20 protein-coding genes and 1 tRNA gene are annotated in these 25,313 nt (G+C 36.3%); 11 read left to right on the forward strand and 10 right to left on the reverse strand.

The genetic code is table 11. The features are described 5' to 3' along the window. Positions 1 to 251 precede the first annotated feature (251 nt). The gene (locus tag V6R96_RS06880) at positions 252 to 863 is read right to left on the reverse strand and encodes a hypothetical protein (protein ID WP_336378466.1); all 612 of its coding nucleotides are present in this window, start codon (positions 861 to 863) and stop codon (positions 252 to 254) included. Between the two features lie 904 nt (positions 864 to 1,767). Next, positions 1,768 to 3,366, reverse strand: a complete 1,599-nt coding sequence (locus V6R96_RS06885) for an AraC family transcriptional regulator (protein WP_336378467.1) — start codon at positions 3,364 to 3,366, stop codon at positions 1,768 to 1,770. Positions 3,367 to 3,776: 410 nt separating this feature from the next. On the opposite strand from V6R96_RS06885, the gene V6R96_RS06890 reads away from it, so the two are divergent. Next, on the forward strand, positions 3,777 to 3,974 hold the full coding sequence (locus V6R96_RS06890; protein ID WP_336378468.1) for a hypothetical protein: 198 nt from the start codon (positions 3,777 to 3,779) through the stop codon (positions 3,972 to 3,974). A gap of 409 nt (positions 3,975 to 4,383) precedes the next feature. On the opposite strand, the gene V6R96_RS06895 is transcribed toward V6R96_RS06890, so the two are convergent. Next, on the reverse strand, positions 4,384 to 5,382 hold the full coding sequence (locus V6R96_RS06895) for a terpene synthase family protein (RefSeq protein ID WP_336378469.1): 999 nt from the start codon (positions 5,380 to 5,382) through the stop codon (positions 4,384 to 4,386). Between the two features lie 308 nt (positions 5,383 to 5,690). Next, complete coding sequence (locus V6R96_RS06900) at positions 5,691 to 5,870, reverse strand: hypothetical protein (protein WP_336378470.1); 180 nt, start codon at positions 5,868 to 5,870, stop codon at positions 5,691 to 5,693. 514 nt (positions 5,871 to 6,384) lie between these two features. Here V6R96_RS06900 and V6R96_RS06905 point away from each other — a divergent pair. The 5 genes from V6R96_RS06905 (at position 6,385) to V6R96_RS06925 (ending at position 10,563) form a co-directional block, all read left to right on the forward strand. After that, entirely contained in the window at positions 6,385 to 6,567 is a 183-nt protein-coding gene (locus tag V6R96_RS06905; protein ID WP_336378702.1) for a hypothetical protein, read from the forward strand. Positions 6,568 to 7,132: 565 nt separating this feature from the next. Further along, a complete protein-coding gene (locus V6R96_RS06910; protein WP_336378471.1) occupies positions 7,133 to 7,609 on the forward strand; it encodes a DNA starvation/stationary phase protection protein in 477 nt (158 codons plus the stop codon). Between the two features lie 3 nt (positions 7,610 to 7,612). Then, positions 7,613 to 7,831 (forward strand): SHOCT domain-containing protein, encoded by a 219-nt coding sequence (locus V6R96_RS06915; RefSeq protein WP_336378472.1) that lies wholly within the window; start codon positions 7,613 to 7,615, stop codon positions 7,829 to 7,831. A gap of 219 nt (positions 7,832 to 8,050) precedes the next feature. Further along, on the forward strand, positions 8,051 to 9,070 hold the full coding sequence (gene adhP / locus V6R96_RS06920) for an alcohol dehydrogenase AdhP (RefSeq protein ID WP_336378473.1): 1,020 nt from the start codon (positions 8,051 to 8,053) through the stop codon (positions 9,068 to 9,070). Between the two features lie 101 nt (positions 9,071 to 9,171). Further along, positions 9,172 to 10,563 carry an MBL fold metallo-hydrolase gene (locus tag V6R96_RS06925; RefSeq protein WP_336378474.1) on the forward strand — a complete coding sequence of 464 codons (1,392 nt, stop codon included), beginning with the start codon at positions 9,172 to 9,174 and terminating at the stop codon, positions 10,561 to 10,563. Positions 10,564 to 10,648: 85 nt separating this feature from the next. Here V6R96_RS06925 and V6R96_RS20750 read toward each other — a convergent pair whose 3' ends face one another. Next, on the reverse strand, positions 10,649 to 10,783 hold the full coding sequence (locus V6R96_RS20750; RefSeq protein WP_407934751.1) for a DUF3788 family protein: 135 nt from the start codon (positions 10,781 to 10,783) through the stop codon (positions 10,649 to 10,651). Beyond that, a complete protein-coding gene (locus tag V6R96_RS06930) occupies positions 10,768 to 11,148 on the reverse strand; it encodes a DUF1016 N-terminal domain-containing protein (protein WP_336378475.1) in 381 nt (126 codons plus the stop codon). Before V6R96_RS06930 ends, V6R96_RS20750 begins: the two co-directional genes overlap by 16 nt. Positions 11,149 to 11,619: 471 nt before the next feature. Between V6R96_RS06930 and V6R96_RS06935 the strand changes: the two genes are divergently transcribed. Next, positions 11,620 to 13,182 (forward strand): recombinase family protein, encoded by a 1,563-nt coding sequence (locus V6R96_RS06935; protein WP_336378476.1) that lies wholly within the window; start codon positions 11,620 to 11,622, stop codon positions 13,180 to 13,182. Here the strand turns inward: V6R96_RS06935 and V6R96_RS06940 are convergent. Further along, positions 13,148 to 13,221, reverse strand: a tRNA-Arg gene (locus tag V6R96_RS06940). The genes V6R96_RS06935 and V6R96_RS06940 overlap by 35 nt on opposite strands. Before the next feature lie 59 nt (positions 13,222 to 13,280). Here V6R96_RS06940 and V6R96_RS06945 point away from each other — a divergent pair. The 3 genes from V6R96_RS06945 to V6R96_RS06955 are packed head-to-tail and all read left to right on the forward strand — an operon-like array spanning position 13,281 to position 17,060. Beyond that, on the forward strand, positions 13,281 to 14,327 hold the full coding sequence (locus tag V6R96_RS06945; protein ID WP_407934743.1) for an ABC transporter substrate-binding protein: 1,047 nt from the start codon (positions 13,281 to 13,283) through the stop codon (positions 14,325 to 14,327). Positions 14,328 to 14,371: 44 nt separating this feature from the next. Beyond that, a complete protein-coding gene (gene mtgA, locus V6R96_RS06950; RefSeq protein WP_111954729.1) occupies positions 14,372 to 15,016 on the forward strand; it encodes a monofunctional biosynthetic peptidoglycan transglycosylase in 645 nt (214 codons plus the stop codon). 13 nt (positions 15,017 to 15,029) lie between these two features. Then, positions 15,030 to 17,060, forward strand: a complete 2,031-nt coding sequence (locus V6R96_RS06955) for a recombinase (RefSeq protein ID WP_111954731.1) — start codon at positions 15,030 to 15,032, stop codon at positions 17,058 to 17,060. Positions 17,061 to 17,168: 108 nt separating this feature from the next. Here the strand turns inward: V6R96_RS06955 and V6R96_RS06960 are convergent, their stop codons facing one another. The 3 genes from V6R96_RS06960 to V6R96_RS06970 form a co-directional block, all read right to left on the reverse strand. Continuing rightward, complete coding sequence (locus V6R96_RS06960) at positions 17,169 to 17,465, reverse strand: DciA family protein (protein WP_111954733.1); 297 nt, start codon at positions 17,463 to 17,465, stop codon at positions 17,169 to 17,171. Positions 17,466 to 17,527: 62 nt separating this feature from the next. After that, the gene (recF, locus tag V6R96_RS06965; RefSeq protein ID WP_336378478.1) at positions 17,528 to 18,631 is read right to left on the reverse strand and encodes a DNA replication/repair protein RecF; all 1,104 of its coding nucleotides are present in this window, start codon (positions 18,629 to 18,631) and stop codon (positions 17,528 to 17,530) included. A 3-nt stretch (positions 18,632 to 18,634) separates the two neighbouring features. Then, positions 18,635 to 19,390 (reverse strand): hypothetical protein, encoded by a 756-nt coding sequence (locus V6R96_RS06970; protein ID WP_336389747.1) that lies wholly within the window; start codon positions 19,388 to 19,390, stop codon positions 18,635 to 18,637. Positions 19,391 to 19,408: 18 nt separating this feature from the next. On the opposite strand from V6R96_RS06970, the gene V6R96_RS06975 reads away from it, so the two are divergent. Beyond that, entirely contained in the window at positions 19,409 to 25,303 is a 5,895-nt protein-coding gene (locus tag V6R96_RS06975; RefSeq protein ID WP_336378480.1) for an alpha-2-macroglobulin family protein, read from the forward strand. Positions 25,304 to 25,313 lie beyond the last annotated feature (10 nt).

Below are 25,313 nucleotides of genomic sequence, written 5' to 3' on the forward strand. Positions count from 1 at the left end.
AAGACTCAATAATCAGTTTTTGCTCCGAGGGGGCAGTCATGTGAGACATGGTTACATTTTTTCATCATTTTTCAATTTTTTATTGTTATAATATATTTGATATACCATGTTTATGGTAAATAATTCTACAGAGGGACAGTGGTTTTGGCTGTAGAATAAGAGCATCTTGCTATTGTAAACTAATTTTCTAAGGAATTGGTCTCGTAGTAATGTACTTTTCGAACGCAATACGTAATACTCTAAAAAATGAATTAAACAAAAGGAGGGGGCCGAGTAAAAAATGCAGAATTGGACATGCCCCCTTTAAGAAAAAAAGAAAATGTATATAGGGAATTTGTGTTGGATGAAAATACGGTCTGATGATAAGCTGTATAGCTTAGAATAGCAATTTTTAAAAGAATGTTGGTAAGGGTTGCTACTCTAAATTGTCTTTTAAATGATTTAAAACTATCTTCAGAATGATGGGAAGACAGTTGAGCATTCATTTCAGGCAACTTTGTACTTTGCTCCGTTTTTGTTTTTTTCAAAATTTTCTCAGGAACTGCCCGTTTTGTAATTTTCTTTGATACCTTTTGCTGAGTACATTTCTTGTCTTCAGCATCTATGGGTTGGCCATCTAGAGAAATAGTTTCCATTCCATATACAACAGTACCTTCATTTATATGAATTACAGGTACAGTTGGCGGCTCTTTCTCTTCCTGACTAATCAGTTCAGAATCTGTAGTATTTACTAAGCGGGAATTTTCAGAAGCGAAAACATTTGCGTAAAACAACAACAGTAATAATGAAATAAGAGATCCTAATTTACACATGATACAACGGGGTATCATATTTTCCAAAATAAGGATTTTGTTTTTGATCATTATCAATGGTTTTTGTTTTTTATTTCTACTAAAAAAAATTGAGGGTAAATCTTTTATGTAAACAGAGGCAATATTACACTGACATTATTTATGAAAAAAAAGAATGCTATCAGTATTTCAGAAATTTTGATAATTTTTTTTATTTTACAATTTAAAATATGTGAATATTAGGTAATTAGAGTTAATGATTTAATTCATAACATGTTGATAAAAATCACTGCGATCTCTCGAATTAGTAATATATTTAATACTAATTTATTTTTAGATAGAGAAAAGGCGACAAAATTATTGGTGAAAATTACAAGAGTATCCAAATAATTTTGGACAGAAAATGTTTTCCAGAGTATAGAAAGTGGAAAACTTGAAAAGACGGGCAGTTCATGTAGTTATTCGTTACACGGTTGACAATCGCCAAGATGGTCAATGGATAATGTTCAACAACGTAAACATCGCGCACCATCTTTTAGATGTTTGGAATATTCATCCTAAGGAAACGATAGATTCGTGATATTGTCAACTATGCTGCATTTTGACATGATGGTCGGATTAAATGGAGCGTTATGATCATTGGAAGTTGAATTTCCAAAGATCACAGATTGCAAAGAACTTTTTTACCAACATGTATATTGTGGGAATTTTAGTGATCATTGGGCTAATGCTTGTCATAGCGAAAGTTGTTGTCTATTTTTTCCTCAAACTTCTGCGATACTATAAGTTCCCAACTTGAGGAAAAACAATTTTAGCTCGAATAATCCCCTATAACTCTTTTTTGAAATCCTATCCTTTAATAGTGGTTTAGAGTGAATCATACTGTTGTAATGATGCAAAAAATATGAAGTCCAGTTGAAACTCCACATTTTATAACTTACACAGTTATGAAACGGTTTATAAATTATCAATCGAACTAAATCATAACATCTTCATTTAGTTTTTGAATAAAATAAGCAGGCGTTACTTCATTTATTTTTTTAAAAGCTACAAAAAAAGCCTGTGGTGAGGAGTAGCCGCAGATTTCTGCCAGATAACTGATTTTATAATCACGATATTTAGGTTCATTATATAGTTTATGGACAATATAGTTAATCTTCAAATAATTGATATAACTGCTGAAGTTATGAGATTTCTTGTTCTTTATAATTTCAGAAAGGTATTTAGAATTGGTATTCAACTGGCTTGAGAGTAGACCGATTGTGAGATCTTTCCTGAGAAATTCCTCAGAATCTTCGAATGTATCCAACTGTTTAATAATTCTTTCTTCAGTTTCATTTGAAATCTCGCCTTTTTTGGTAATAATACTTTGTTTTTTTTGCTCAGTAGGCTCTTCTCTTAATTTTTTTATCATCTGTTCATACTTTCTGAGAAGGGCTTTACTTCTTCTTTTCCATGCTATAAGGGTACACCCACCTGCAATAAGAGCTATAATACCGGTGATTAGCCATTGTTTATTTGAACTTTGCTTTTGTTCACTATCTAATTTAGTTACCAATTTTTTCATTGTAATATTTGCATGTGTTCTATCAACATCTGCAAGACTATCTTTAAGATAGGTATATTCATTCATGTAGAATTTTGACTTCTTTTTTTCATTTATTTCGCTATAACAATCAGCAAGGAATTCAAACGATTCTACTCGGTGGTATGGTTCTCTATAGCGTTTTTCAAGTTCTAAAGCCTCTATTGCGTACTCTATTGATTTTACATACTCTTTTTTCTCCATATACAACCAGCTTACCTGATTCAGTATCATAATCTTATTAAATGGCGATAGATTATATTTTTTGTCCTGATAAATTTTTAACCCATCAATAAGATATTTTTCAGCCAATTCTAAACTTCCTTTGATATTGTTTTGTTCCAGATAGAATATTCCCAAACGCATTTCGGTAAAGGCAATCTGATCGTATTTTACATCCTTGCGTATTGCTTTACTGTTATCATTAATCTGCTTTGCAAGTTCAAGACTTTTTTCATAAGTGTACAATAATGAATCTCTTAAGCTTTTATCCTCAAATCGCTTGAGATTATAATGTAATCCCATGTTCAGATAACACGTGGACAACTGATATACCCTTGTATTTCTGTCTTTGATATCCTTGGCATAATTAAGTGCTTTTTTTAAATCTTTTAAGCATGCATCATTCAGGCCCAAATAACCTAATGCAAGTGCATTCATCCGATAGATATCTGCTATATAGCCGTGGGTATCTTTTTTACCTTTCGCTACTTTTTTTAGCTGTTCTCCCAATGCAAGTCCCTCTTGATGTCTGTTACTTTCACCATATAACAACATTAAATAATCACCACTGATCAGAATACCTAAATCATACCCTAGTTTTTCAGATTCCGCTTTTAATTGAAGTAGACTAGCTTCCTTATACTTTCGATCAATATTAGGCTTAGTCAAATCTCTTAGTTTATTCGAAATGATGGTCTCTTCTGCAGTACTCTGCGCCGATACTATATAATTGAAAAGGACAAGGAATAGATAAAGTGTTTTTCTCATGGGGGAAATATGATTATTTTTTTTAGGTATGATTAGTTTTTTATTTTGGTTTTTAAATTGAGACAGCTTGAAGCAGATTGGTACAATGTGGAAAATACTTAGGTCGTAGATACCCTTTCATTATAAGAGCTAATAATATGGGATTAATACTTACCTTATTCCGGGAACACTATAAAATTGATTTCTCCATCAAAATAGTTTGGAATATTATTTGTCCAAATTTAAAATATTTTTCTATAATAGCATTGATTTTATCGCTTCTATTCCCATGAATACCAAAAATTTACATTGATAAATAATCAATGTAAAGCGTTGTAAATTTGTGTTGCATCTATTTTGTGAAAGAAAATCAAATTCATATCTAAGTTTTAATTTTTCTCAGTTTTGTCTCTAATTTCTAAAGTGATTTATTGCAATTACTTATCCTTTCTTCGGAGGGATGGTCCTTCATCATTCGTAAGCAAGCAATTGTAGATAATGGAAATACTTTATACTGGACAGGCTTCCTGAATGTAGGAGATCAAGTACGAGTACGTTTCAGTTGCAATGCTACAACCAACAATACTGTGAATTATGGAGGGTTTTCTATAACAAAACTTGCCCAATAATACATTATTATACATCTTATTAATGTCTAGTCAACATACAGTTTTACACAAGATTAAAGTCTATATACAATAACTATCTTATAACAACTCTATTTGTATATATAGGCGACATATCTAACTGGAGACATCCATTCCAATAATCTATTATAACGTATCATATGTAGACCATGGGAATGTTTTAATCCGGACAGGTGCTTAAATAAGGAAGAGTTGATTGTTAGTAAAAACAGAACAATCAACTCGACCTCGGCATCGATAATAATGCCTTTTAGCTGTTTAGTATGATCACATCACACCTGCATAGATAATATGTGAAAACTGATAGATTCTGAAGTTTAAGAACAATCGATAGAATTCGGTGTTCGCACTTTTACGTCTCCTAAATTTTTGTGATGGAATCAGTTATAATCTAAAGTGATGTATCTTCAGTTTCCCTATCTGGCCATGCAAAGCATTCAGGATCGTAGCGATTCGTATCTACCAGGTAAAAAGTATTCAGCCCTTGTATCAGACTGCCCCAGCCTAGGAACAATTGTTTTACCTGTTCCTGATACTTACCAAAATCGGGAAGGTCTTCCTGTAAAGCAACAAGTTCTGCAAGATCATCATCATGAATTTTCATGGCTTCAGTCATGGCATCTTCTAATGACAAGTTATAGTTTCTCTGTAAGACGATAACGATATTCATAACTTCGGTATCCTTACTTAATTCTTTTTTCAATCCCTGGATATCATTCTGCCAGGCAATAATTCTGGACCATACGGATCGAACACGCTGTATCACAGGATGTCGCTCTACTTCTTCTGTTAAAAAGGTATGAAACTCTGCATCAACCAGATAGAAATAAGGAAATATTACAATTGAATATTCACGGAGTACTTTAAACAATGCAAGTGAAGGTACTGTTTGGGTTGCCTTGTAAGTTGCCTCTTCCTGAGCACCATATCTTGTAACAGTGTAAAAAGTATCTGCCAAGCGTTTCATCCATTCATCAGGCATAAAAGCACGAAATTCATCTCTGATTTTGGCGGCCTGAATGAAATAACCGGGGTCTTCCGGAGTAAGGCTGTCTCCTCTGAATATTGCTACGAGTCGGTCGCAATATCTACTGACCTCTTCTTCGGTTGAATACTCAAGTTGATCATCAAATATGGTATGAAAAACAACATACCGATGCATAGGGGTTACGCGCTCATAGCTTGCATAAGGATACATTCTTGCCGAACACCTGTGCAGGTTCATGCTCTTGTATCGTTCACGTATATTTTCAGATAAATATACATAATCAGTATCAATCCAGTTTCTGTAATCAATACCCATTTGTTCCACATTCGGATTGATTTTATCTGGCCAAGGGTAATAACCTTGAGGCAGGTAATTCGACGGGTTGTAATCTTCTGGTTTCATTTTTTTTAAATTAAAGTGATAAATTGATGTTTGATAGTTTGTTATTATGAGAGGATATTTTAAATTAAAAATATTCTTATAAAAAGTATTATTGAATCTGATTCAGCTTTGCTTTTAGCTCTGCTGCTCCAGGAAATTCAGCTGCGGTATAACGATCTAGTTTTGTAGATATATTTTTCCATCCGCTCAGTACCATGCTCATATAATGTACCCAGTTGATCACTGCATCCTGCCAGACCCCAAAATCAGGAAGATTGGCTTATAGTTCTAAAAATTCTTTCAGATCTTCATTGTAAAGACGTAAATCTTCAATACAAGCTTCTTCCTAAGGTCGGGATTTTGCTCATATAACCAGAGGTATTCCCCATCAATCCATTGATTTTCGGTAATCTGTTGTAATTGATCGGCATAGAGATTTTCAGTGTAGGGAACGGGTACCTGAACTGTTGGCGTAGCAGTTCAAGGGTACTAAAATTTTCATAGTCCATATTGTGTGAGTTTTGGTTTAGTTTTTTACTAATATAAACTTTATTTTAATAATTAATATAAATTATTTCACACATAATGATGATTATTTGTGTTAAAGTGTTTTGATGTTTCTATTTTATTGAGAATTACAAAATTTTTTCTTTCTATAGACACTTTCTCCAAATTTAAGTTTCAGATCTTGCTTAAGATAAAGTACAATAACATTTGTACTAGTAAGGAGCTTTAATATTCTTCAAAGTCCTTCGATCCAGATATTACTATGAAATATGATATTGGTTAACTAGAAATTAGAATATCATGATAAGGCAGCCTGACAAAATACCAAGTTGACGAAGCATTTGTAATTAAATTAGACAGAGTTAACTTGTTATCAATGCACCATACTAGCGATTATGGCCATATATCGCTTAATTAAATCATTTTTTTTTGTGACTGTGGTCATTATTTATGCTTATTATACTTAGGAAATTTACAGTATTAAATTACAGATCATGAAAAGTCTTGCTGATTGTGATGGGCATGCAGGGAGCAGGAATGATTACCCGCGCTATTTTTGGGAGCAACAGTGTTAAAATGGTTAAAAACACAAAATATCCGCTTCTTTTAATTCCTCCGGACCATCAATATAAAGGTTTGAAAAAAATTGCTTTTTCTACAGATCTGAGTAAAAAGGACATAAAACAGCCCAGTCATTAATAGAATTTGCCAAGTACTTTAACGCTGAACTTTTGATTACTTATATTTCGTTGAATGTCAATGATATTATAGAAGACAAATCGTATGAGCATAAAAAAGAACTTTTTTTAAAATCTAGACGGGAACATCTGTTATAACTGTATTTACAGTGAGAATATAGATGATGGTTTAGACATATTGAAAGATAAAGATATTGATATGTTAATAATGGGGCATGAGCACAGAGATTTTTTTGCTCGTTTAATAGATAGCAGTCACGCAGCCAAGAATGACTTTCATATATTTTGAATGAGTTGAAAACCAAACACAGATTCTAAAGCAAATGCTTATAAATTATAGAAAATCAAAAACTTGATACTTCAGAGCCAGGAACATTCAAATCATTAAAATAAAAAGGATTTAGTGATTACGATCATTATAAAATGAGATCACTGTCATAGTGTGAGACAGATTCCCCTTATACCTTTGTGGCATTAATTTAAAAACTTTTACTTATAAATTTCAAGCTATCAAGAGGTTTGAAATACAATTAAAATCAAAAGAACCTTAAATAAAAATTGAAAACATGAACCCAAAAACAGAAATACAAGAAGCCAACAGCCAGGCTGTTGCCGATGAGTTGATTAGAATCCTGGCAGACGAAAACCTCCTTTATATAAAAAGTAAAAATGCCCATTGGAATATTGAAGGTCCGGATTTTTATGATATGCATGTCTTTTTTGAAAGCCAATATGTGCAACTGGATAAAATGATTGACAGTGTTGCAGAAAGAATCCGGACTATAGGGCATTATGCGCCGGCAACATTAAAATCATATCTAAGTTTTACACATCTCACGGAACAAACTCTAGAAAAGAATGACAGTCAGGGTTTCATCAGGGAACTTCTGGCAGATCACCAGAGCCTTATCTTGATCCTTCGGGGGCATATTAAAAGTTTTGGCGATGAGTTTCAGGATTTGGGAACGGCAGATTTCATCACAGGTCTTATGCAGACCCATGAAAAAATGGCTTGGTTTCTACGATCATATCTAAAAAAATAAAAAATGTTTTGCGATAATTACAACTACCAGTTCTGGGGGATGAATCTGATATGGTGGCTGATCTGGATCATCCTGATTTTCTGGATCTTCGTTACCCCGTATGACATTCCTGGGCAAAGAAGCAAAAAAGAGACTCCTTTGTATTTGTTAAAAAAACGTTATGCCTTGGGAGAAATCACCAAAGAAGAATATAAAGAGATGAAAAAAATGCTTGAGGAATAATTTTATCAGCAACTTTATTAAGGAATACAGTGAGCAAAATCATTCTTAATAAACTGTATCGTTTTTTGGGGCTATACTCCCTTCATCATGGAAACATTATTTAAGACTTCACTGCCAAACTGTGGACCTTCTTATTTTATTAATTCATCGGGGTGTGGTTGTACTATTCATTAAGACCGCCCGCTCCAAATACCATGCAAAATTATGATACCAAAAAAAATGAAAGCAGCGGTCATCCACGCATTTGGAGAACCGTTACATATTGAAGAAATGCCGGTGAAAGAACCGGGCGAAAATGAAATATTAGTGAAGGTCATTGCCTGTGGTGTATGCCATACCGATCTTCACGCCTGTGAGGGAGATTGGCCTGCAAAACCAAAAATGCCTTTGGTTCCCGGACATGAGGCCATAGGTTATGTTGTGGCGTTAGGACGTGGTGTTAAAAACGTCAAAGAAGGTGATATTGTCGGTGTACCTTGGTTATACAGTGCCTGTGGATGTTGTGATTATTGCTATACAGGCTGGGAAACCCTTTGTGAAAGTCAGAAAAATGGAGGTTATAGTGTAGATGGTGGTTTTGCTGAATATGTTGTTGCCGATTCAAGATATGTTGCCCGCTTTCCTTCAGGTATCAACTTTGCAGAAATGGCACCGATCATTTGCGCCGGGGTTACCGTTTACAAAGGTTTAAAACAAACTGAAGCCAAACCTGGTGAATGGGTCGCTATTTCCGGTATTGGAGGATTGGGACATCTTGCTGTACAGTATGCCAAAGCTATGGGACTGCATGTGGCAGCTATTGATATTGCTGATGATAAACTAAAACTGGCAAAAGACTTAGGGGCAGACATCATCGTGAATGCCAAGGCGAAAGATCCGGGACCATTCCTTAAAAAAGAGACAGGAGGTATGCACGGCGTGTTGGTGACAGCACCCTCGACAACTGCCTTTAATCAGGCGCTCAGTGCCCTTCGACGTAAAGGGGTGGTCTCCTTAAATGGACTGCCTGCAGGTACTTTTGATCTCTCGATTTTCGACACAGTGATCAATGGTACTACTATCCGTGGTTCTATTGTAGGAACACGTAAAGATATGGAAGAAGCCATCGCTTTTGCCGTGGAAGGAAGGGTGAAGGCAACTGTAAAAACAGCCAGACTCGAAGATATTAATACCGTTTTTGATGAGATGAAAAAGGGTGATATCAGCGGTAGAATGGTTCTGGAAATCGCAAAACCATAGCGCTCGTTGTTACAATTTATTTTAATCTTATTGATGATAACGACATGGGTATGCTTAAAGAGCATTCCTCGAATTTAAAGTTCAACATTAAAAAATCATTTATGTTTTTTCAGCATATTTATGATAAAAGTCTTGCGCAGGCGAGTTATTTAATTGGCTGTCAGGCAGTCGGAGAAGCGATTGTTATCGATCCCAAAAGAGATATCGATACCTATCTTCAGCTTGCCAAAGAAAATAATCTGACAATTACCCATATCACCGAAACACACATTCACGCAGATTTTCTCTCAGGTTCCCGTGAGCTTGAAGAAGCAACAGGTGCGAAGCTGTATCTTTCTGATGAAGGCGGAGCGGATTGGCAATATCAGTTTCAGCATATTGGTTTAATCAATGGGGATACCATTGAAGTAGGTCGTCTTACATTGGAAGTAATTCACACTCCGGGACATACCCCTGAAAGTATCAGTTTTTTACTGACCGATCATCCTGCAGCGGATGTACCGGTGATGATTTTTACCGGAGACTTTGTTTTCGTGGGAGACATCGGAAGACCTGATTTACTGGAAAAAGTAGCGGGATTGACCGGAACTCAGGAAAAGGGGGCGAAAGAAATGTACCATTCAGTGCAGGACTTTGTCAAACTCCCCGAATTTATTCAGGTCTGGCCGGGACATGGAGCAGGTTCGGCCTGCGGAAAATCTTTGGGTGCTGTCCCAAGTTCTACGGTCGGTTACGAGAAAATCAGAAACTGGGCATTTAAGTATGAAGATGATGAGGAAGGTTTCATCGAGTATCTGTTGGAAGGTCAGCCGGAACCGCCGAAATATTTTGCAATGATGAAAAAGTGGAATAAAGCAGACAGACCTTTATTGATGGAAGTTCCGATACAGAAAAAACTTTCCAAGAAGGAGTTTTTAACGGCTTACAACAGCGGAGTAAAAGTGATTGATACCAGAAATAAAGTCGATTTTGCAAAAGGTTTTATTCCGAAAAGCCTCAATATCCAGGGGAATAATTCTTTTTCAACCTGGATGGGATGGACGGTCAACTATTCAGAACCTTTTATTTTGTTAGCTCAAGAGGAACAAATGGAAGACCTTACCCGGAAACTGATGAGAATCGGGATGGATCAAATGATGGGCTACATTGATAGTGCCGAAAATTTGGGATTGGAATTGCGGAGCGTTGACAGCATTGATCTTGAAGAATTTAAAACCTATCTGAACAGAGAAGACGTTCAGGTGATCGATGTAAGAAACAAAACTGAATATGAAGCAAGACATATCGCCAATGCAGAAAACTTTTTTGTTGGAATGCTTGAAGATCATCTCGACATGATTTCCCATGAAAAGCAGGTGATCATCTATTGTCAGGGCGGCGACCGGGCTGCCATTGCCTATTCTATCTTAAAGAAATATGGTTTCGAGAACGTAAAAATTTATTACGGAGGAATAAAGGAATGGCTGGAGAAGTACAATTCTGTAACCAACTAGAAATGGGTTTGTTATTGGAATTAAAAATACTTAATAAAAAAGCAGTAACGGACGGAAACCCATTACTGCTTTTTTTATTAAGATGTCAGTGATCAATCTTTATTTTTATTAGTTTTTTAATGTCTTTAAAATTTGATCTGTCTCTGACTTCAATCCTGATTCCACGTCCTTCTTCATAAACTTTTGCGGCTAAAAGTTCAGCTTTTATATGGTCAGAAATATTCTGTGGTCAGGGTTGTCAATTCTGCTAATAATCCTATAATGAGTCCAACTCAATTCGGTACGCACTGCGTTCCAAATTGGAAAAGAGCTAAAGAATGCCCTCATATTATTCAGATTTCTTTCATTGAAACCTTTGCCAAACTCAAGAGATAGCTGGTTCGCTAAGTTTTTAAGTATGTGTTTTCCATAACCTGCACGTTTTTCGCCATTTTGCTCATCCTGAACAATAAGTTTACCGATCTCCCAATACATATTTAATAATATTGTATTGGTCGCTCTGTAAAGACTTGATTTTGAATCGACAATAATTTTGGCAATAGAATGATAAAGTTCTTGTTTAGGCTCCAGATGTTGTTCTTTCATATTTTCAAAGGTACAAAAATTAGAAGTTTATAATAAAAAATACTGTCGTTAAATAACTGTAAAAGAAGGCCATCAAGTACACGATGAAGACACTTCAAAAGATTCCAGGAATGATGATTTTAAATTAATGGTGATTTATAATCATTAAGCCAATCATTATGAAACATCATCATAAAGAAAACAATAAAGTTCTATATTCTGAGAGTAAAAAATATATCCCATCTATTGAATTAAAAAAGATTTCTCCTCAAAAAGCATTGCATTTGCTAAGAAAAGCTGGCTACGATATTAATGAAGAGCAATCCGAAGAAATAATGGAATTTATATATTATTGTAAAACTTACCTTAAAAGAATTTTTTACATCTGACTGATAATTTGTATCTTAGCAATATATCGGAATGATGAATTTCTACCATATCAGTTTTGTCTTGATGCCAATCTAACTCAATTTTAACGAAATTATTACTATTATGGTTATTGCAGATCTGTATATAAGGGTATCAACCGATGAACAAGCTGAAAAAGGTTATTCACAAAGAGATCAGGATGAGCGATTACGGAAGTATTGTGCTAACAACAATATATCGATCAACAAAATAATTTATGAAGACCATTCAGCTAAAAGCTTTGAACGTCCTGAGTGGAAAAAATATCTTCTCGAAATCAAAAAAAAGAGCCATAAAAGCAGTTTGGTTCTGTTCACAAAGTGGGATCGATTTAGCCGCAATACCGGTGATGCCTATCAAATGATCAGTCTCCTTCAAAAAAATCATATCATTCCTCAGGCGATTGAGCAGCCTTTGGATATGTCAGTTCCTGAAAATAAATTAATGTTGGCTATTTATTTATCAACTCCTGAAGTGGAAAATGACAGAAGAGCATTAAATACTTTCCATGGAATGCGAAGAGCAAAAAAAGAGGGGCGACTGATGGGAATAGCTCCTTACGGATATATCAACAGAAGCTACGAAGATGGTAAAAAATATATTGCAATTAAGGATCCGGAGGCTTCCAATATTATTTGGGCATTTAATGAGATTTCCAAAGGTTATATTCCCGCTGACCATGTAAGGCTACAAATGAATAAAAGAGAGGGAGTATCGATGTCAAGAAGTGCTTTCGCTAAAGCGATGAGAAACCCGGTTTACTGTGGAAAGATCTATATTGAAGACTATAAACAAGAGGAAGCATATTACATTGAAGGGAAACATGAGGCATTGATTAGCGAACGATTGTTTAAGCAGGTTCAATACATTATGGACAAAAAAAGAAAAGTGGAAGGCCCCGGTGGAAGAGTTCTTGGAAACGAGCGTTTTCCCCTTAGAGGCCTTCTGATCTGTCCAAGGTGTGGAAAGAATCTTACGGCCAGTGGGGCAAAAGGAAAGTCTAAAACCTATTATTACTATCATTGCCATTATAAATGCGGATTCAGGTTTGATTCTGACAAGTTAAATGAACTCTTTGAGCTTAAAATTTCTAAACTGGAATACAATCCGATCATCAAAGAACTTATGAAGGAGATACTTTTAGATAACTATAAACAATTCACCTATGATATAGAAGCTAAAAGAAAGTCAATTTCAAAAGAGATCAATTTGCTTAATGAAAAGGTTGCGAATGCAAGAGATAAATATCTTGAAGATAAACTAGATGAAGAAGATTATAAAGAGATCAAAAAGATCACAAAATCACAAATTGAACAATTGGAACAGGAACTTCAGCAAATGGTTTCGGAAAGTAAAGAGCTTGACATCAGAACAAGAATAGAAAATGCACTTGACGGGATGGAAAACCTTGCAAACCTTTATCAGCAGGGAGATCTTCAAACAAAAAGGACGATTGGGTGTTTAATATTTCCCCAAAAAGTCGAATTTGATGGAAAAAGTTTTCAAACACCTAAAATGAATATTGTTGCTCAGTGTATCTACCAGTATAACAACGGATTAGGAAATAAAAAAAACCGACATAAGAGAGTGAAATCTTCAAATGTCGGTCTTGTGACCTCGACAGGATTCAAACCTGTAACCTTCTGAGCCGTAATCAGATGCGCTATTCAGTTGCGCCACGAGGCCGTCGTTTCCTTGATGTTTTAAGGTTTGCAAATATAGCACTTTTTTCTTTTCTTTGAAAGATGAAACAGAGAATTTTACTTTTATTTACGGTTATAGCGCTAATCTCCTGTAAAAGAGAACAAAAAAAATCGTCCTCGGACTGGACCAACATATCCAGTCGGACCCAATTTAAAGAGCATGACGGCCTTTTAGAGTTGAAGTCAGGAAATTTTACCTATAATTTTAAATCAAGTCAGACTCCGTTTAAGAGAATTATCCTTTTAAATGCGAGCATGGCAGGATACATTTCTGAATTGGGAGCCGAAAATCTGATTGTCGGAGTCTCAAGTCCAGAGTACATTTATTCAGAGAAAATTCAGAATCTGTTAAAAGAGGGTAAGATCCAGAATGTAGGGAGTGAACAGAAATATGATGTGGAAAAAATCATTTCCATGAAGCCGGATGCTGTTTTCACCAATTATATCGCAAGTTTTGACAACGCCTATCAACTCCTGAAAAATAATGGCATTCAGGTGGTTTTTCTGGATGAATATATGGAGCAGCTTCCGTTAGAAAAAGCAGCCTATATCAAGATTTTTGGAGAATTTTTTGGAAAAGAAAAAGAAGCTCAAGCTAAATATGAGGAAATTGAAAAGAATTATAATCACCTGAAGCAGCTGGCACTGAAAGCAAAAGAAAAACCTATGGTGCTGGCCAATGAAATGTACGGAGATGTATGGTATCTTCCGGGCGGAAAAACCTCTGTGGCCAACTATATTACAGATGCCAATGCTTCCTACATCATGAAAGATAATAAAGAAGAAAAGTCTCTGACGATGAGCTTTGAAGAAGTATATGCCAAATCAGGCCAGGTACAGTATTGGGTGAATGCAGGAAATCACACTTCAAAAAAAGAAATGTTGGCCGGCAATCCTTTCTACGGAAAGCTGGAGGTATTCAACAAAGGAAAAATCTATACCGTTGCCGGAAAAGAAAAACTGAAAGCCAATGACTTTTTCGAAAGTGGTGCTGTACGGGCCGATCTTGTCCTGAAAGATTACATCAGAATCTTCCATCCCGAACTTCTTCCGGAATATCAGTTAACCTATATGAAAGAGCTTCAATAACTCGGGCGAATTGCTTATTTTTGCAGTTCTTTTTAAACAAAATTATGTGGAAAAAAGTTAAACAGGCTATCTTTATTATTCTTGTCCTGAATGTAGTTTTTATTATTTGGGGCAGATTCTTTAATCCGCCGATTACCATCACGCAGATTGGAGGTCTTTTTGAATTTGGAAAGCTGCACAGGGATTATATTTCCTATGATGAAATGGGGAATAATGTTAAAAAAGCGGTCATTGCTTCAGAAGACCAGAAATTCTTTACTCATAACGGCTTTGACTATACAGCCATTGAGAAGGCAATGAAGAATAACGAGAAAGGAAAGAAGATCCGTGGCGGAAGCACCATTTCCCAGCAGACTGCAAAGAATATTTTCCTTTGGCAGGGAAGAAGCTGGCTCAGAAAAGGGCTGGAGGCTGTTTATACCTTCATTATCGAGAAAGTATGGAGTAAGGATATCATTTTAGAAAGATACCTGAATTCCATCGAAATGGGACAGGGCGTATTTGGAGTAGAAGCTGCGGCTCAGTATTATTTTGGAAAATCATCCAAAGATTTAAGTGCTTCGGATGCAGCATGGATTGCTGCCGTATTGCCTAATCCAAAGAAATATGATCCTAAAAATCCATCCCCTTATTTAAGAAAGAAACACAATTGGATCATGAGACAGATGAGGAATGTGAGTTTGAAATAGTATCTTTGCCCCAATGAAATTTTTTAATTCCAGCACAAATTTTGAGTCAGTTCTTAAAAAATATTTCTCTTTTAAGAACGAGACTATTTCTTTAGAACCATTTGCCGAGTTTTTAGAGAGCATTAAAAGGGCAGATTTTACAGATGTCCTTAATTTTCTGAAAAATAATCCGGATTTTGCTGAGAATTTTAAACATTACATCCATAATATTTTCAAAGGAAGACCTTTTAACCTTTCCCTTACTGAAGCCAATATTCTGTCAGAAAATGCTTTCTTTCCGGAACTTAAAAAAAGAATCCTTAATAAAATACTTCCACCCGTAGAAAATGAAAAAACGGTGTGGTACATGATTGATAACGTGAGTTTCAGGCCCAAAAGTGATCTGAAATATCTTCACAACCTGCCGGAGAATGAAATTGATGAGTTTTTAAATCTTCTTGGAGCTACAGATTTTATCATTAAACCGAATGTCAAGAAAGAACTGATCTTCTCTATGAGCATTCTTTCCTGGCGTGTTACAGGGATGGCTATGGAAGTTGAGGTCGTAAGAATGGCGCCCCAGTACAGAAACCTGGATAATCCTTTTCTGGCACTTCAGAATGAGCTGGAAGCACTCACCGAAGACCTTAAAAATGATCCGGGGCTGCAGCTTCATTCCAAAGACAGCCGTTACAAGCAGATCAAGATCTATACAGAGCACTGTCATGAATTTGTTAATATTGCTTTTAAAAATTCTGCTAAATACGGGATTTCCGGAAAGATCAATCAGTCGCTGCTGAAGATCCGTCAGCAGACCGAAAGGATCTATGAGATCGTACAGCTTTTAGTGATTGATAATGAACAGGATATTACTATAAAATCTAAACAGCTGATCTTTAATATACTTAACTATAAATCCCATAAAAATAATATTGCAGACCTGATTAACGACAGCACACGTCTGCTCTCACATCTTATTACCAATCATACGGCAGAAACCGGTACCCATTACATTACATCTACCCGGAAGGAGTATATGACCATGTTTTATAAAGCCAGTGGAGGTGGAATTATTGTTGGTGCGCTTTGTGTTTTGAAAATGCTTTACGGTTATATTCCCGGAAGCGATTTTTCACATGCATTTTTATACTCGATGAACTATGCTATGGGGTTCATCATGATCTATCTGATGGGTTTTACGCTGGCAACAAAACAGCCCGCAATGACTGCTGCTACGATGACCAAAGTCTTGTCAGAAGAGGGCAACAGCAAACGTAATAATACTGAATTTGCCCATCTTGTATCAAAGCTTTTCAGGAGCCAGTTCATTGCCTTTGTGGGCAACGTGCTTCTCTCATTTCCGATTGCGCTGGCGATCATTTATGGGTTGGATGTTTTTTTCTCTCAGAATTTAGCTGTAGAACGATCAGATAAATTATTAAAAGACCTTGATCCGTTTAAGTCAAAAGCTATATTACATGCCAGTATTGCTGGATTTTACCTGTTTATTTCAGGGATCATTTCAGGGAATATAGGAAACAATTCCGTATTTTACCAGATTCCGGAAAGAATTGCAAAAAATCTTTCTATCAGAAGCTTTTTAGGAAAGAAATTTGCGAAAAGCTTATCTAAATATTATGCTAAAAACTGGCCGGGAATCGTTTCCAACTTCTGGTTTGGGGTATTTTTAGGGGCAACAGCTCCGGTGGGGTTGTTTTTCGGATTGGACCTTGATATCAGGCATATTACTTTTGCTGCCGGAAATTTTGCTTTAGGACTTTACGGAAAAGACTTTTCAGTGGATTCCTATACCTTCTGGATATCGTTCTTCACAGTTTTCCTGATTGGATTCTTCAATTTTCTGGTAAGCTTTAGTCTGTCTATGTTTTTAGCGTTCAGATCAAGAAAAATGAACTTTGGACAGGTGAGTGAAATTTACAGGGAGATTTTCAGGTATTTTGTAAAGCATCCGTTTAAGTTTTTCTTACCTTTAAGTTCAGGATTGGATAAAAAAGCAGATGATTTGATGAGCAATACCATTGCTAATAAACCGGAAGAACACTAATTTTTTTGACTAAAGCATCTTGGACACTTTGTTGGAAGTTGTGTCCAGCATGCGCAGCAAATGCTCTAAAATTAACGGGTTGTTCTAATTATATTTTTGGTAAATAACCTATAAAATGCGAATATCATTGAATTTATCCTCTCCAAACTTATCCTGAAACTTTTTAAGATAAAAACTTTTCCGCATCTGAAAGTCATGTTTAAGCAAAGGAGAATCAATCCTGATCATAATACATTTATCTTCAATATTAACGCTCTTGATCTCCTTAAAAAGGCTTTCATCCAGATAATCTTCCAAAAAATCCTTAATTTCAAAAGCGATCAGTTTATGTTCAAAACCATGAATCCTTGCAAAAGATTTTACAAGTTCTGAGGATTGAAATTCACGTTTTTTATTCTTCTTCATAGGGTGATTTTCTGGGTTTGGGGCTTGGCATCTGATATTCGAGAAATAATCTTAAAACTTTATCAAACCTCAAAAATTATACTTTCCTCATTAATTTTCTTCACCACACTTTCGGTACGTTCCCTGTGTGTATCTGTAATAAAAATCTGCCCGAAACTTTCCTGATTAACCAGCTCGATCAACTGGGAAACACGTGTGTCATCAAGCTTATCGAAAATATCATCAAGAAGAAGGATCGGAGTTTTTTTTGTCAATTCTTTCACAAGACTCATTTGTGCCAGCTTTAAAGAGATCAGGAAAGATTTTTGCTGTCCCTGTGAACCTATTTTTTTGATCAGCACATGATCCATTTCAAACAGAAGATCATCTTTGTGAATTCCCTTTGAAGTATAAGTCAGCATCCGGTCTCTTTCAAGGCTTTCCATTAAAAGTGTCTGAAAAGCTTTCTCAGGCTGAGCGGAGTCAAAGCCTTCACTTAAATCAGACTGATAGTAAACAGAAACCATTTCTTTTCCTCCGGAAATAATTTTATAAAAATTCTGAACAATAGGCCCCAGTTTCTCGACAAAATTTCTTCTTTTCTCAAAAATATTGGTCCCGAATTTTGAGATCGGGGCATCATAGATTTCCAGAGAATCCTTGTCCCAGGTTCTGTTTTTTGCGAAATATTTTAACAATGCATTTCTCTGCTGTACCGTTTTCTGATATTGAATCAGGTCAAAAAGATATTCCGAATCGGTTTGGGATATCATAGAATCCAGAAATCTTCTCCGGCTTTCCCCCGAATCTGAAATCAGGTTGGAATCATATGGTGAGATCATTACACTTGGCAGATAGCCGATATGGTCTGCAAGCCTGTCATAGCTTTTATCATTCTTTTTAATGATCTTTTTAGCCTCTTTGGGCTGAGAGATCTTGATAGTATCTTCACTGTCCTCATTCTGAACTTCAGCATCAATAGTGAAAAAATCTTCTTCCCTTTTGATGTTGTTAAAATCAGTATTCCCTAAAAAACTCTTGCCTACCGATAAATAATGCAGCGCATCCAGGATATTGGTCTTTCCGGCGCCGTTGTTTCCCACAAAACAGTTGATTTGCGGAGAAAATTCAAACTTCTTCTCCGAATGGTTTTTGAAATTGTAAAGGGAAAGCTTTTTGATAATCATTCGTCAAAAATACTCCATTATTAGTAAAAATAAAAAAGGAAGTGCAGAACAGGTTTCTATCCCGAAAGAAAAATATGCGTCATCTCTTTTATTTTCAGAGAAATAGATCAAAATAAAGGTCATAATTCCCGATAGAAAAAATGCAGTCCCGTAAACCGGTCTAAGGTAAAATGTGGCAATAAGCATGCTGATAAAGACAAGCACGTAGGCAATGTATTTTGTATTCTGAACGCCTATCAGCTTTGGAAAAGTCTGTACCGTATCACTTTCCATATCCCGGATATCGAAAGGCAGGACGAGTGCTGTTATAAAAAAGAAGCTGCTCAGAAAAATAGGAAAACTGAATTCCGGCAGTGTAAGCCAGCAGTTGACCAATGCCCAGACCAGACCAACATAAAATACTTTCAGCAATGGAATCTTCCGGATATACACCTCCAGGAAAAAACTGTTGTAAAGTAATCCCAGGACCACAATAATAAACCATTTCAGAAGTCTTATTTCATTATGATTATGAATGATGAGAAAAGCACAGACAATGCCTGCTGCTGCATTCAGAATCAGTATTTTAAAAAAGTGTCTGGTATACTGGTATTTCGTGTAAAGATAACCGCTGAAATAAGTGATGAAAATTAACAAGATAGTGGGGAAACGGAATGTGTTTTGCTCTTTCATGAAAAATACTGCAAATAAAGTTCCCATAATGGAGACATAAATTTGGCTGTCAATGACAGTTTTTTTCAGTATTTTTAAGAAGTTCATTTATCAAAAATAACATTTATGAAAAGATTTTCCAAGATTTTTATGCTTTTGCTTCTAATGCTGAGCTTTTCGGCGGTCTCCGCACAGAAATATTATGACGACCAATGGAAGAAAGTCGGTGAAAATAGTACCAAAGGTGCTTATAAATCTAATCTACCCATTATTTTAGACATCCAAAACCACGCAATGAAAGAAAATAATGCGATCCAGCTTATCCGTTCCCTGAAGGCAGAATTCAGTATTGTGAATCTCACCGGAGATGACGATAAAAATGATGCAGCCTCTCAGTTTTTCACCAAACTTAAAGATGCCCAAACTAAGCTTAAAGGCGAAGAAAGACTCGTATATGACGTTCTTCTGAACGGATTCTTTATGGATTATTACAACCAGAATTCTTGGGAAATACAGGGACGAACGAATGTTAATTCTCAGGATCTGTCTCAAATAGAAACCTGGAGCAAACTGGATTTTAAAAACTATCTGACAAAAAGCTATCAGACTCTTGATCAGCAGAAACCGGATATGAAGAAAATCGCTCTGGTGAAGTACAAAAATATTTTTACAGAGATCAAGGATATCACTTATTTCCCGACTTTACTTGAATGGTATTCTATGAAAAAGATCGGTTTCCTGTCTGAAAATGGACTTTTTACTAAAAATGAACTTACTGAGAACAGAACACAGATCAATGCTACTTTTGATGAACTGATTGCGCAGAACAGCGGAAATCCCAAGCTGTTTTTTATGAGGGAAAAACTTACTGAAAACTGTAACTACAGTCAGTGTAAAGATAAGCTTGAACAGCTTCAGAGCCTTTTAAAGTCTGATACAGAAGGAGATTATAAAGTGCTCATCATGGAAGATGTTATGAATGAACTTATTGCTAAAAAGAAAGATAAAGAAGCTTTGGCCATTGCAGCCCAGGCCAAGAATCAGTATCCGAAATCTCCATTCATTGAGAATATAAAAAATAAAGAAAACCAGATTACCAATCCGTTTCTTACCATTAAATATGAGCAGCAGACTCAAAATAATGTACCGATCCATTTTGTAGCGGACCATAAAAACGTGGCAGAATTTTCACTGAATATCTATGAAGTAAAAGAAGATTTTACAACATTAATGCAGTATGTACAGAATTCTTACAATAATACCTTTGGAAAGGTTAAAAAAAGTCTGGTAAGGAAAGAAACCTTTCAACTTGGCGATTCCAAAGACTATCAGGTTCATAAAACTTCATTGGAGATCAAACCTTTGCCTTCTGGAATTTACGTTGTGGAATATGCTGTCGCAGGATCTGAGGTGAAAGACAGTGATTCCAGACAGAATTTCTACTTCTTGGTTTCCGGAAACAGAATAATTTACCAGACAAAAACAGACAGAAACCAACTTTCTAATACGCTGAAGCTGGTCAATAGTGAAAACGGTAAACCTGCAGCGAATGAAAATCTTACTTTCTATGAATTTGTTGCTAATAAAACTTTAAATAAAATTGACGGAAAAACTGATGCGAACGGCGTTTTCAAATTCCCTTCCACGGACAGCAAAGAATATTACAGAACTTTCCTGATCCGCCAGCCAAAGACCAACGATTTCCAGATCATGCAGGTGTATGGAAATAACGGAAATGCAGAAGATTATAACCCAAACAAGCAGACCCGCACCCTGGCACAGATCTTTACGGACAGAGCGATCTACAGACCGGGACAGACTGTTTATTTCAAAGTAATCAATACTAAGATAGATAAAGAAACAGAAGCTGTAATTTCAGGTTTAAAACAGAAAATCACACTTCTGGATGCCAACAGTCAGGAAGTTTCTTCTCAGAATTTTTCAACCAATGAATTCGGTTCTTACCATGGAAGCTTTATCCTTCCTAAAGGTCAGCTGAACGGAGTTTTTTACCTGAGAACAGACGAGGGATCCCAAGGGTATAAAGACATCAGGGTTGAAGAATACAAGAGACCGAAATTTGAAGTGACTTTTGATCCGGTAAAAGAAGAGTACAAATACGGACAAACCATAGAACTGAAAGGAAAAGCAACTATGTTCTCAGGAGTAGCTCTTAGTAATACAACCGTTAACTACGAGATCAGGAAGCACAATATCAGGTGGAGGTATTTCTGGTGGTACCCTCAGGGTGACGATAATGAAAATTCCATTCTTGGAGAAGCTAAAACCAATGAGAAAGGAGAATTTGTGATCCGTCTTGATCTTAAAAAAGATGAAAAACTGGAAGGAATCCAGATTGATAACTATGAAATCAATGCTTCGGTAACGGATATTAATGGGGAAACCCAGTCTGCGAATACACAGTTGAAAGTAGCTTCAGTTTCTCACTATATTAAAGCTGAGGGAATCAAGAATACATTCAGTGATGAAAATGTAAAATTGAAAGTAGAAACCCTGAATTACAATGAGCAGGATCTTAAAAAATCATACAACGTAAAACTGTCAAAACTGGCGGTACCGAACAGGATTTTCAGGGATAACTTTGCTGCAGAAGTTCAGAATCTTCCAAAATATTCCAAAGAAGAATTCATCAGCAAATTTCCGCACGACCTGTTTGATAAAAATGACGAAACGAAAAATTGGAAAACAGAGAAAGTACTTTCTGAAAAACAACAGCAGCCTTCTACAGAATTAGACCTTGGAAAACTGGAAGCAGGAGATTACCAGCTAGAACTGTATAATATCGAAGGAAAAGACACGATAAAATCTTCTCAGAATTTTAGTATCTGGGATAAAGTAGCTTTAAAACCTTCACAAAAAACCTTCCTGACAGTTATTGAACCTAAAAATGAATTTTCAAGAGGGGAGAAGGCTAAAGTATATGTGTATTCTGCAATTCCCGATGCACTGGTGAATGTATTTATTCAGGACGGATCAGGGAAAACGGTTTCACAGGTTCATCAGCTGAAAAACGGAGTTTTAGAGTACACAACAGATATTCCGAAAGACAAGGGCGTGACAGCACTGAATATCCAGTTCCAGATTGCGGCATTCAATGATGTGCAGACCCAGACTGTTACTTTAAAAATAAAAAATACTGAGCAGCCTTTAAAAATTGAAACCGTTACTTTCAGAGATAAGCTGGAGCCGAACTCAAAGGAAAAATGGATGGTGAAAGTTTCAGGAAACGATAAAGAAAAAGTCAATGCTGAAGTATTGGCCAATATGTACGATATGTCACTGGATCAGTTTGCTGTGAATAGTTTTAGCTGGCAGAATTTATATACGCCATATTCTATCGTAACTTCTTATGATATCAGACAGTATCTGCTTCAGCAATACTATCAGAAAAGATTGAAATATTACAATGGAAAATATGTAGATATACCGAATTTTAATTGGTTTGATGGTGATTATAGTAGTTATGGATTAGGTGGACGAGTGGCCGGATTACAGATTGAAAATATGGTAGCATCACCTCCTTCTCCTATTGCAAAAGCATCTTCGGCAGAAGAAGTTGTAATGATTGGAGCTGTACAAAAAAGATCAATGAAAGTGAGTGCAAACGCAGGTTCTCAGGAAGCTCAGGCTGATGCAGCAGTATCTTTAAATGAAATGACAGTTGAGAAAAAAGATCTGGAAAAAGTTCCAGTACGTCAAAACCTGAACGAAACCGCATTCTTCTATCCCGATCTGAAAACAGATGCAGAAGGAAATGTAAGCTTTGAATTCACCTCTCCGGAAGCATTAACGAAATGGAAACTGATGTTCTTAGCTCACACCAAAGATGCCAGAGCAGCAGTATTGGAAAAGCAGGTAGTAACACAGAAAGAATTCTCCGTAACACCAAATTATCCGAGATTCCTAAGAGAAGGCGATGAGCTGAATCTTCAGTCAAAACTTTCTAACCTTACCGATAAAAAATTAAGCGGGTCAGCAGAACTACAGATCTTAGACGCTTTTACGAATGAGAATATTTCGTCTAAATTTGGAATCAGTGCAGGAACGCAGAATTTTAATTTAAATGAAAAAGGAAACAGTGCATTAACATGGAAGCTTAAAGTTCCGAATAATGTGTCTTCCATCATTTTAAAAGTGGTGGCGAAAGCCGGAGCTTACTCAGATGGAGAGCAGCAGGCGGTTGCTGTACTTCCGAACAGAATGCTGGTAACAGATGCGGTACCTGTGTTTGTGAAAGAAGGCGAAACCAAGACATTTGTTCTGGATAACCTCACCAATACAAACTCTGCGACCATCACGAATGTTTCCAATACCCTGGAACTGACCACCAATCCGATCTGGGAAATCATGTTTGCATTACCAAGTCTGAAAAATGATCAGAACAGCTCTGCTGATGTGATCTTCAACAAATGGTTCGCAGATGTACTGGCTTCTGAGATATTCAAAGCCAATCCGAAAATGAAAACTGTTTTCGAAGAATATCAGAATAAAGGACTGCTGAATTCAAATCTTGAAAAAAATCAGGAACTGAAACAGCTTTTACTGGAAGAGACTCCTTGGGTGCTGGAAAGTAAAAACGAAGGCGAGCAGATGCAGAAACTGGCTCTGTTATTTGATGCCAATACAATGAGAAATTCAATCAGTCAGGACTGGGATGATCTTAGAAAGCTTCAGAATCCTGATGGAGGCTTCTCATGGTATCCTGGATATCCAAGTTCTTACGGAACATCGCTGTACATCCTTAAAAACCTGGGTAAGATCAACAAATGGTTAAAAGATAATGCTAAAGATTATCAGGGAACAGAACAGAAGGAGTTTGTAACCAAACTGGTTAAGTATGTAGACAACGAGATCGACAAATACTGGGATGTGAAAAAGGATAATATCTGGAACAACTGGGCCATTGATTATCTTGATACCCGAAACTATTGGGAAAAAGAATATCCTCTCAAAGGAAAAGGAGCTTCTTTGAAAACACTGGTGAAACAGAAAGCAAAAACGGCTAAAATCACGGATTTCACTTTCTTCGGACTTCACCGTACTGCTTTACTGATGAATAATTACGGCTTAAAAGACGTTTCAGATAAATTAATGAACTACCTGAAAGAAACCTCTACCGATACCAAAACTCAGGGCGTTTACTGGAAACAGAACTTAAACGACTGGGGTTGGTTCGGATCTAAAGTAGTAAATCATGCAGGAGCTTTAGAAGCATTCAATACATTAAAATCCAATGATCAGAAGTTCATTGAAGACATGAAGGTCTGGCTGATCACACAGAAAGAAGTCAACTCATGGGGAAGCTCAAGGGGAACTTCAGAAGTGATCTTCACGATCTTAAACTCAGGGAAATCATGGACAAGTGCTGAAAGTGATAAAGCAACGATTGTTTGGGGTGGAAAAGAATTGGTTCCACAAACCCAGGCTACAGGTTATGTGAAATCAACAGTGAAAACCGATGCAGTAAATAAGAATTTAGGAACTGTTACCGTTACCAAACCGGGGCCGGGAATTGTTCAGGGCGGATTATTCTGGCAGTATTATGAAGATTTAGACAAGATTAAATCTTCTGAAAACTATATCTCTATCACCAAGGAACTTTACAAAAAAGTGAAAACAGTGAATGGAGAAGAACTTCAGAAAATTTCAGCAGACACTCCTTTAAAAGTAGGCGATAAAGTAACCGTAAGAATGATCCTGAATACAGACAGAGCTATGGAATTTATTCATATTAAAGATATGCGTGCAGCAGGATTTGAACCAACTGATGCGATGTCAGGATACCAGTGGAAAAACAGCTTAGGCTATTATCAGTCTACCAAAGATGCTTCCACGAATTTCTATATCCAGTACATGCCGAAAGGAAAATATGTTTTTGAATATGACCTTGTTTCCAATGCAGCCGGTAAGTTCTCCAACGGGATCACTACGATGCAGAATTACTATGCTCCGCAGATGAATGCCCATACAAAAGGAACCCAGGTTCAGATTTTGGAATGATTTTTGGCTA

Source organism: Chryseobacterium sp. CCNWLW53, assembly GCF_037083525.1.
Taxonomy (GTDB): Bacteria; Bacteroidota; Bacteroidia; order Flavobacteriales; family Weeksellaceae; genus Chryseobacterium; species Chryseobacterium lathyri.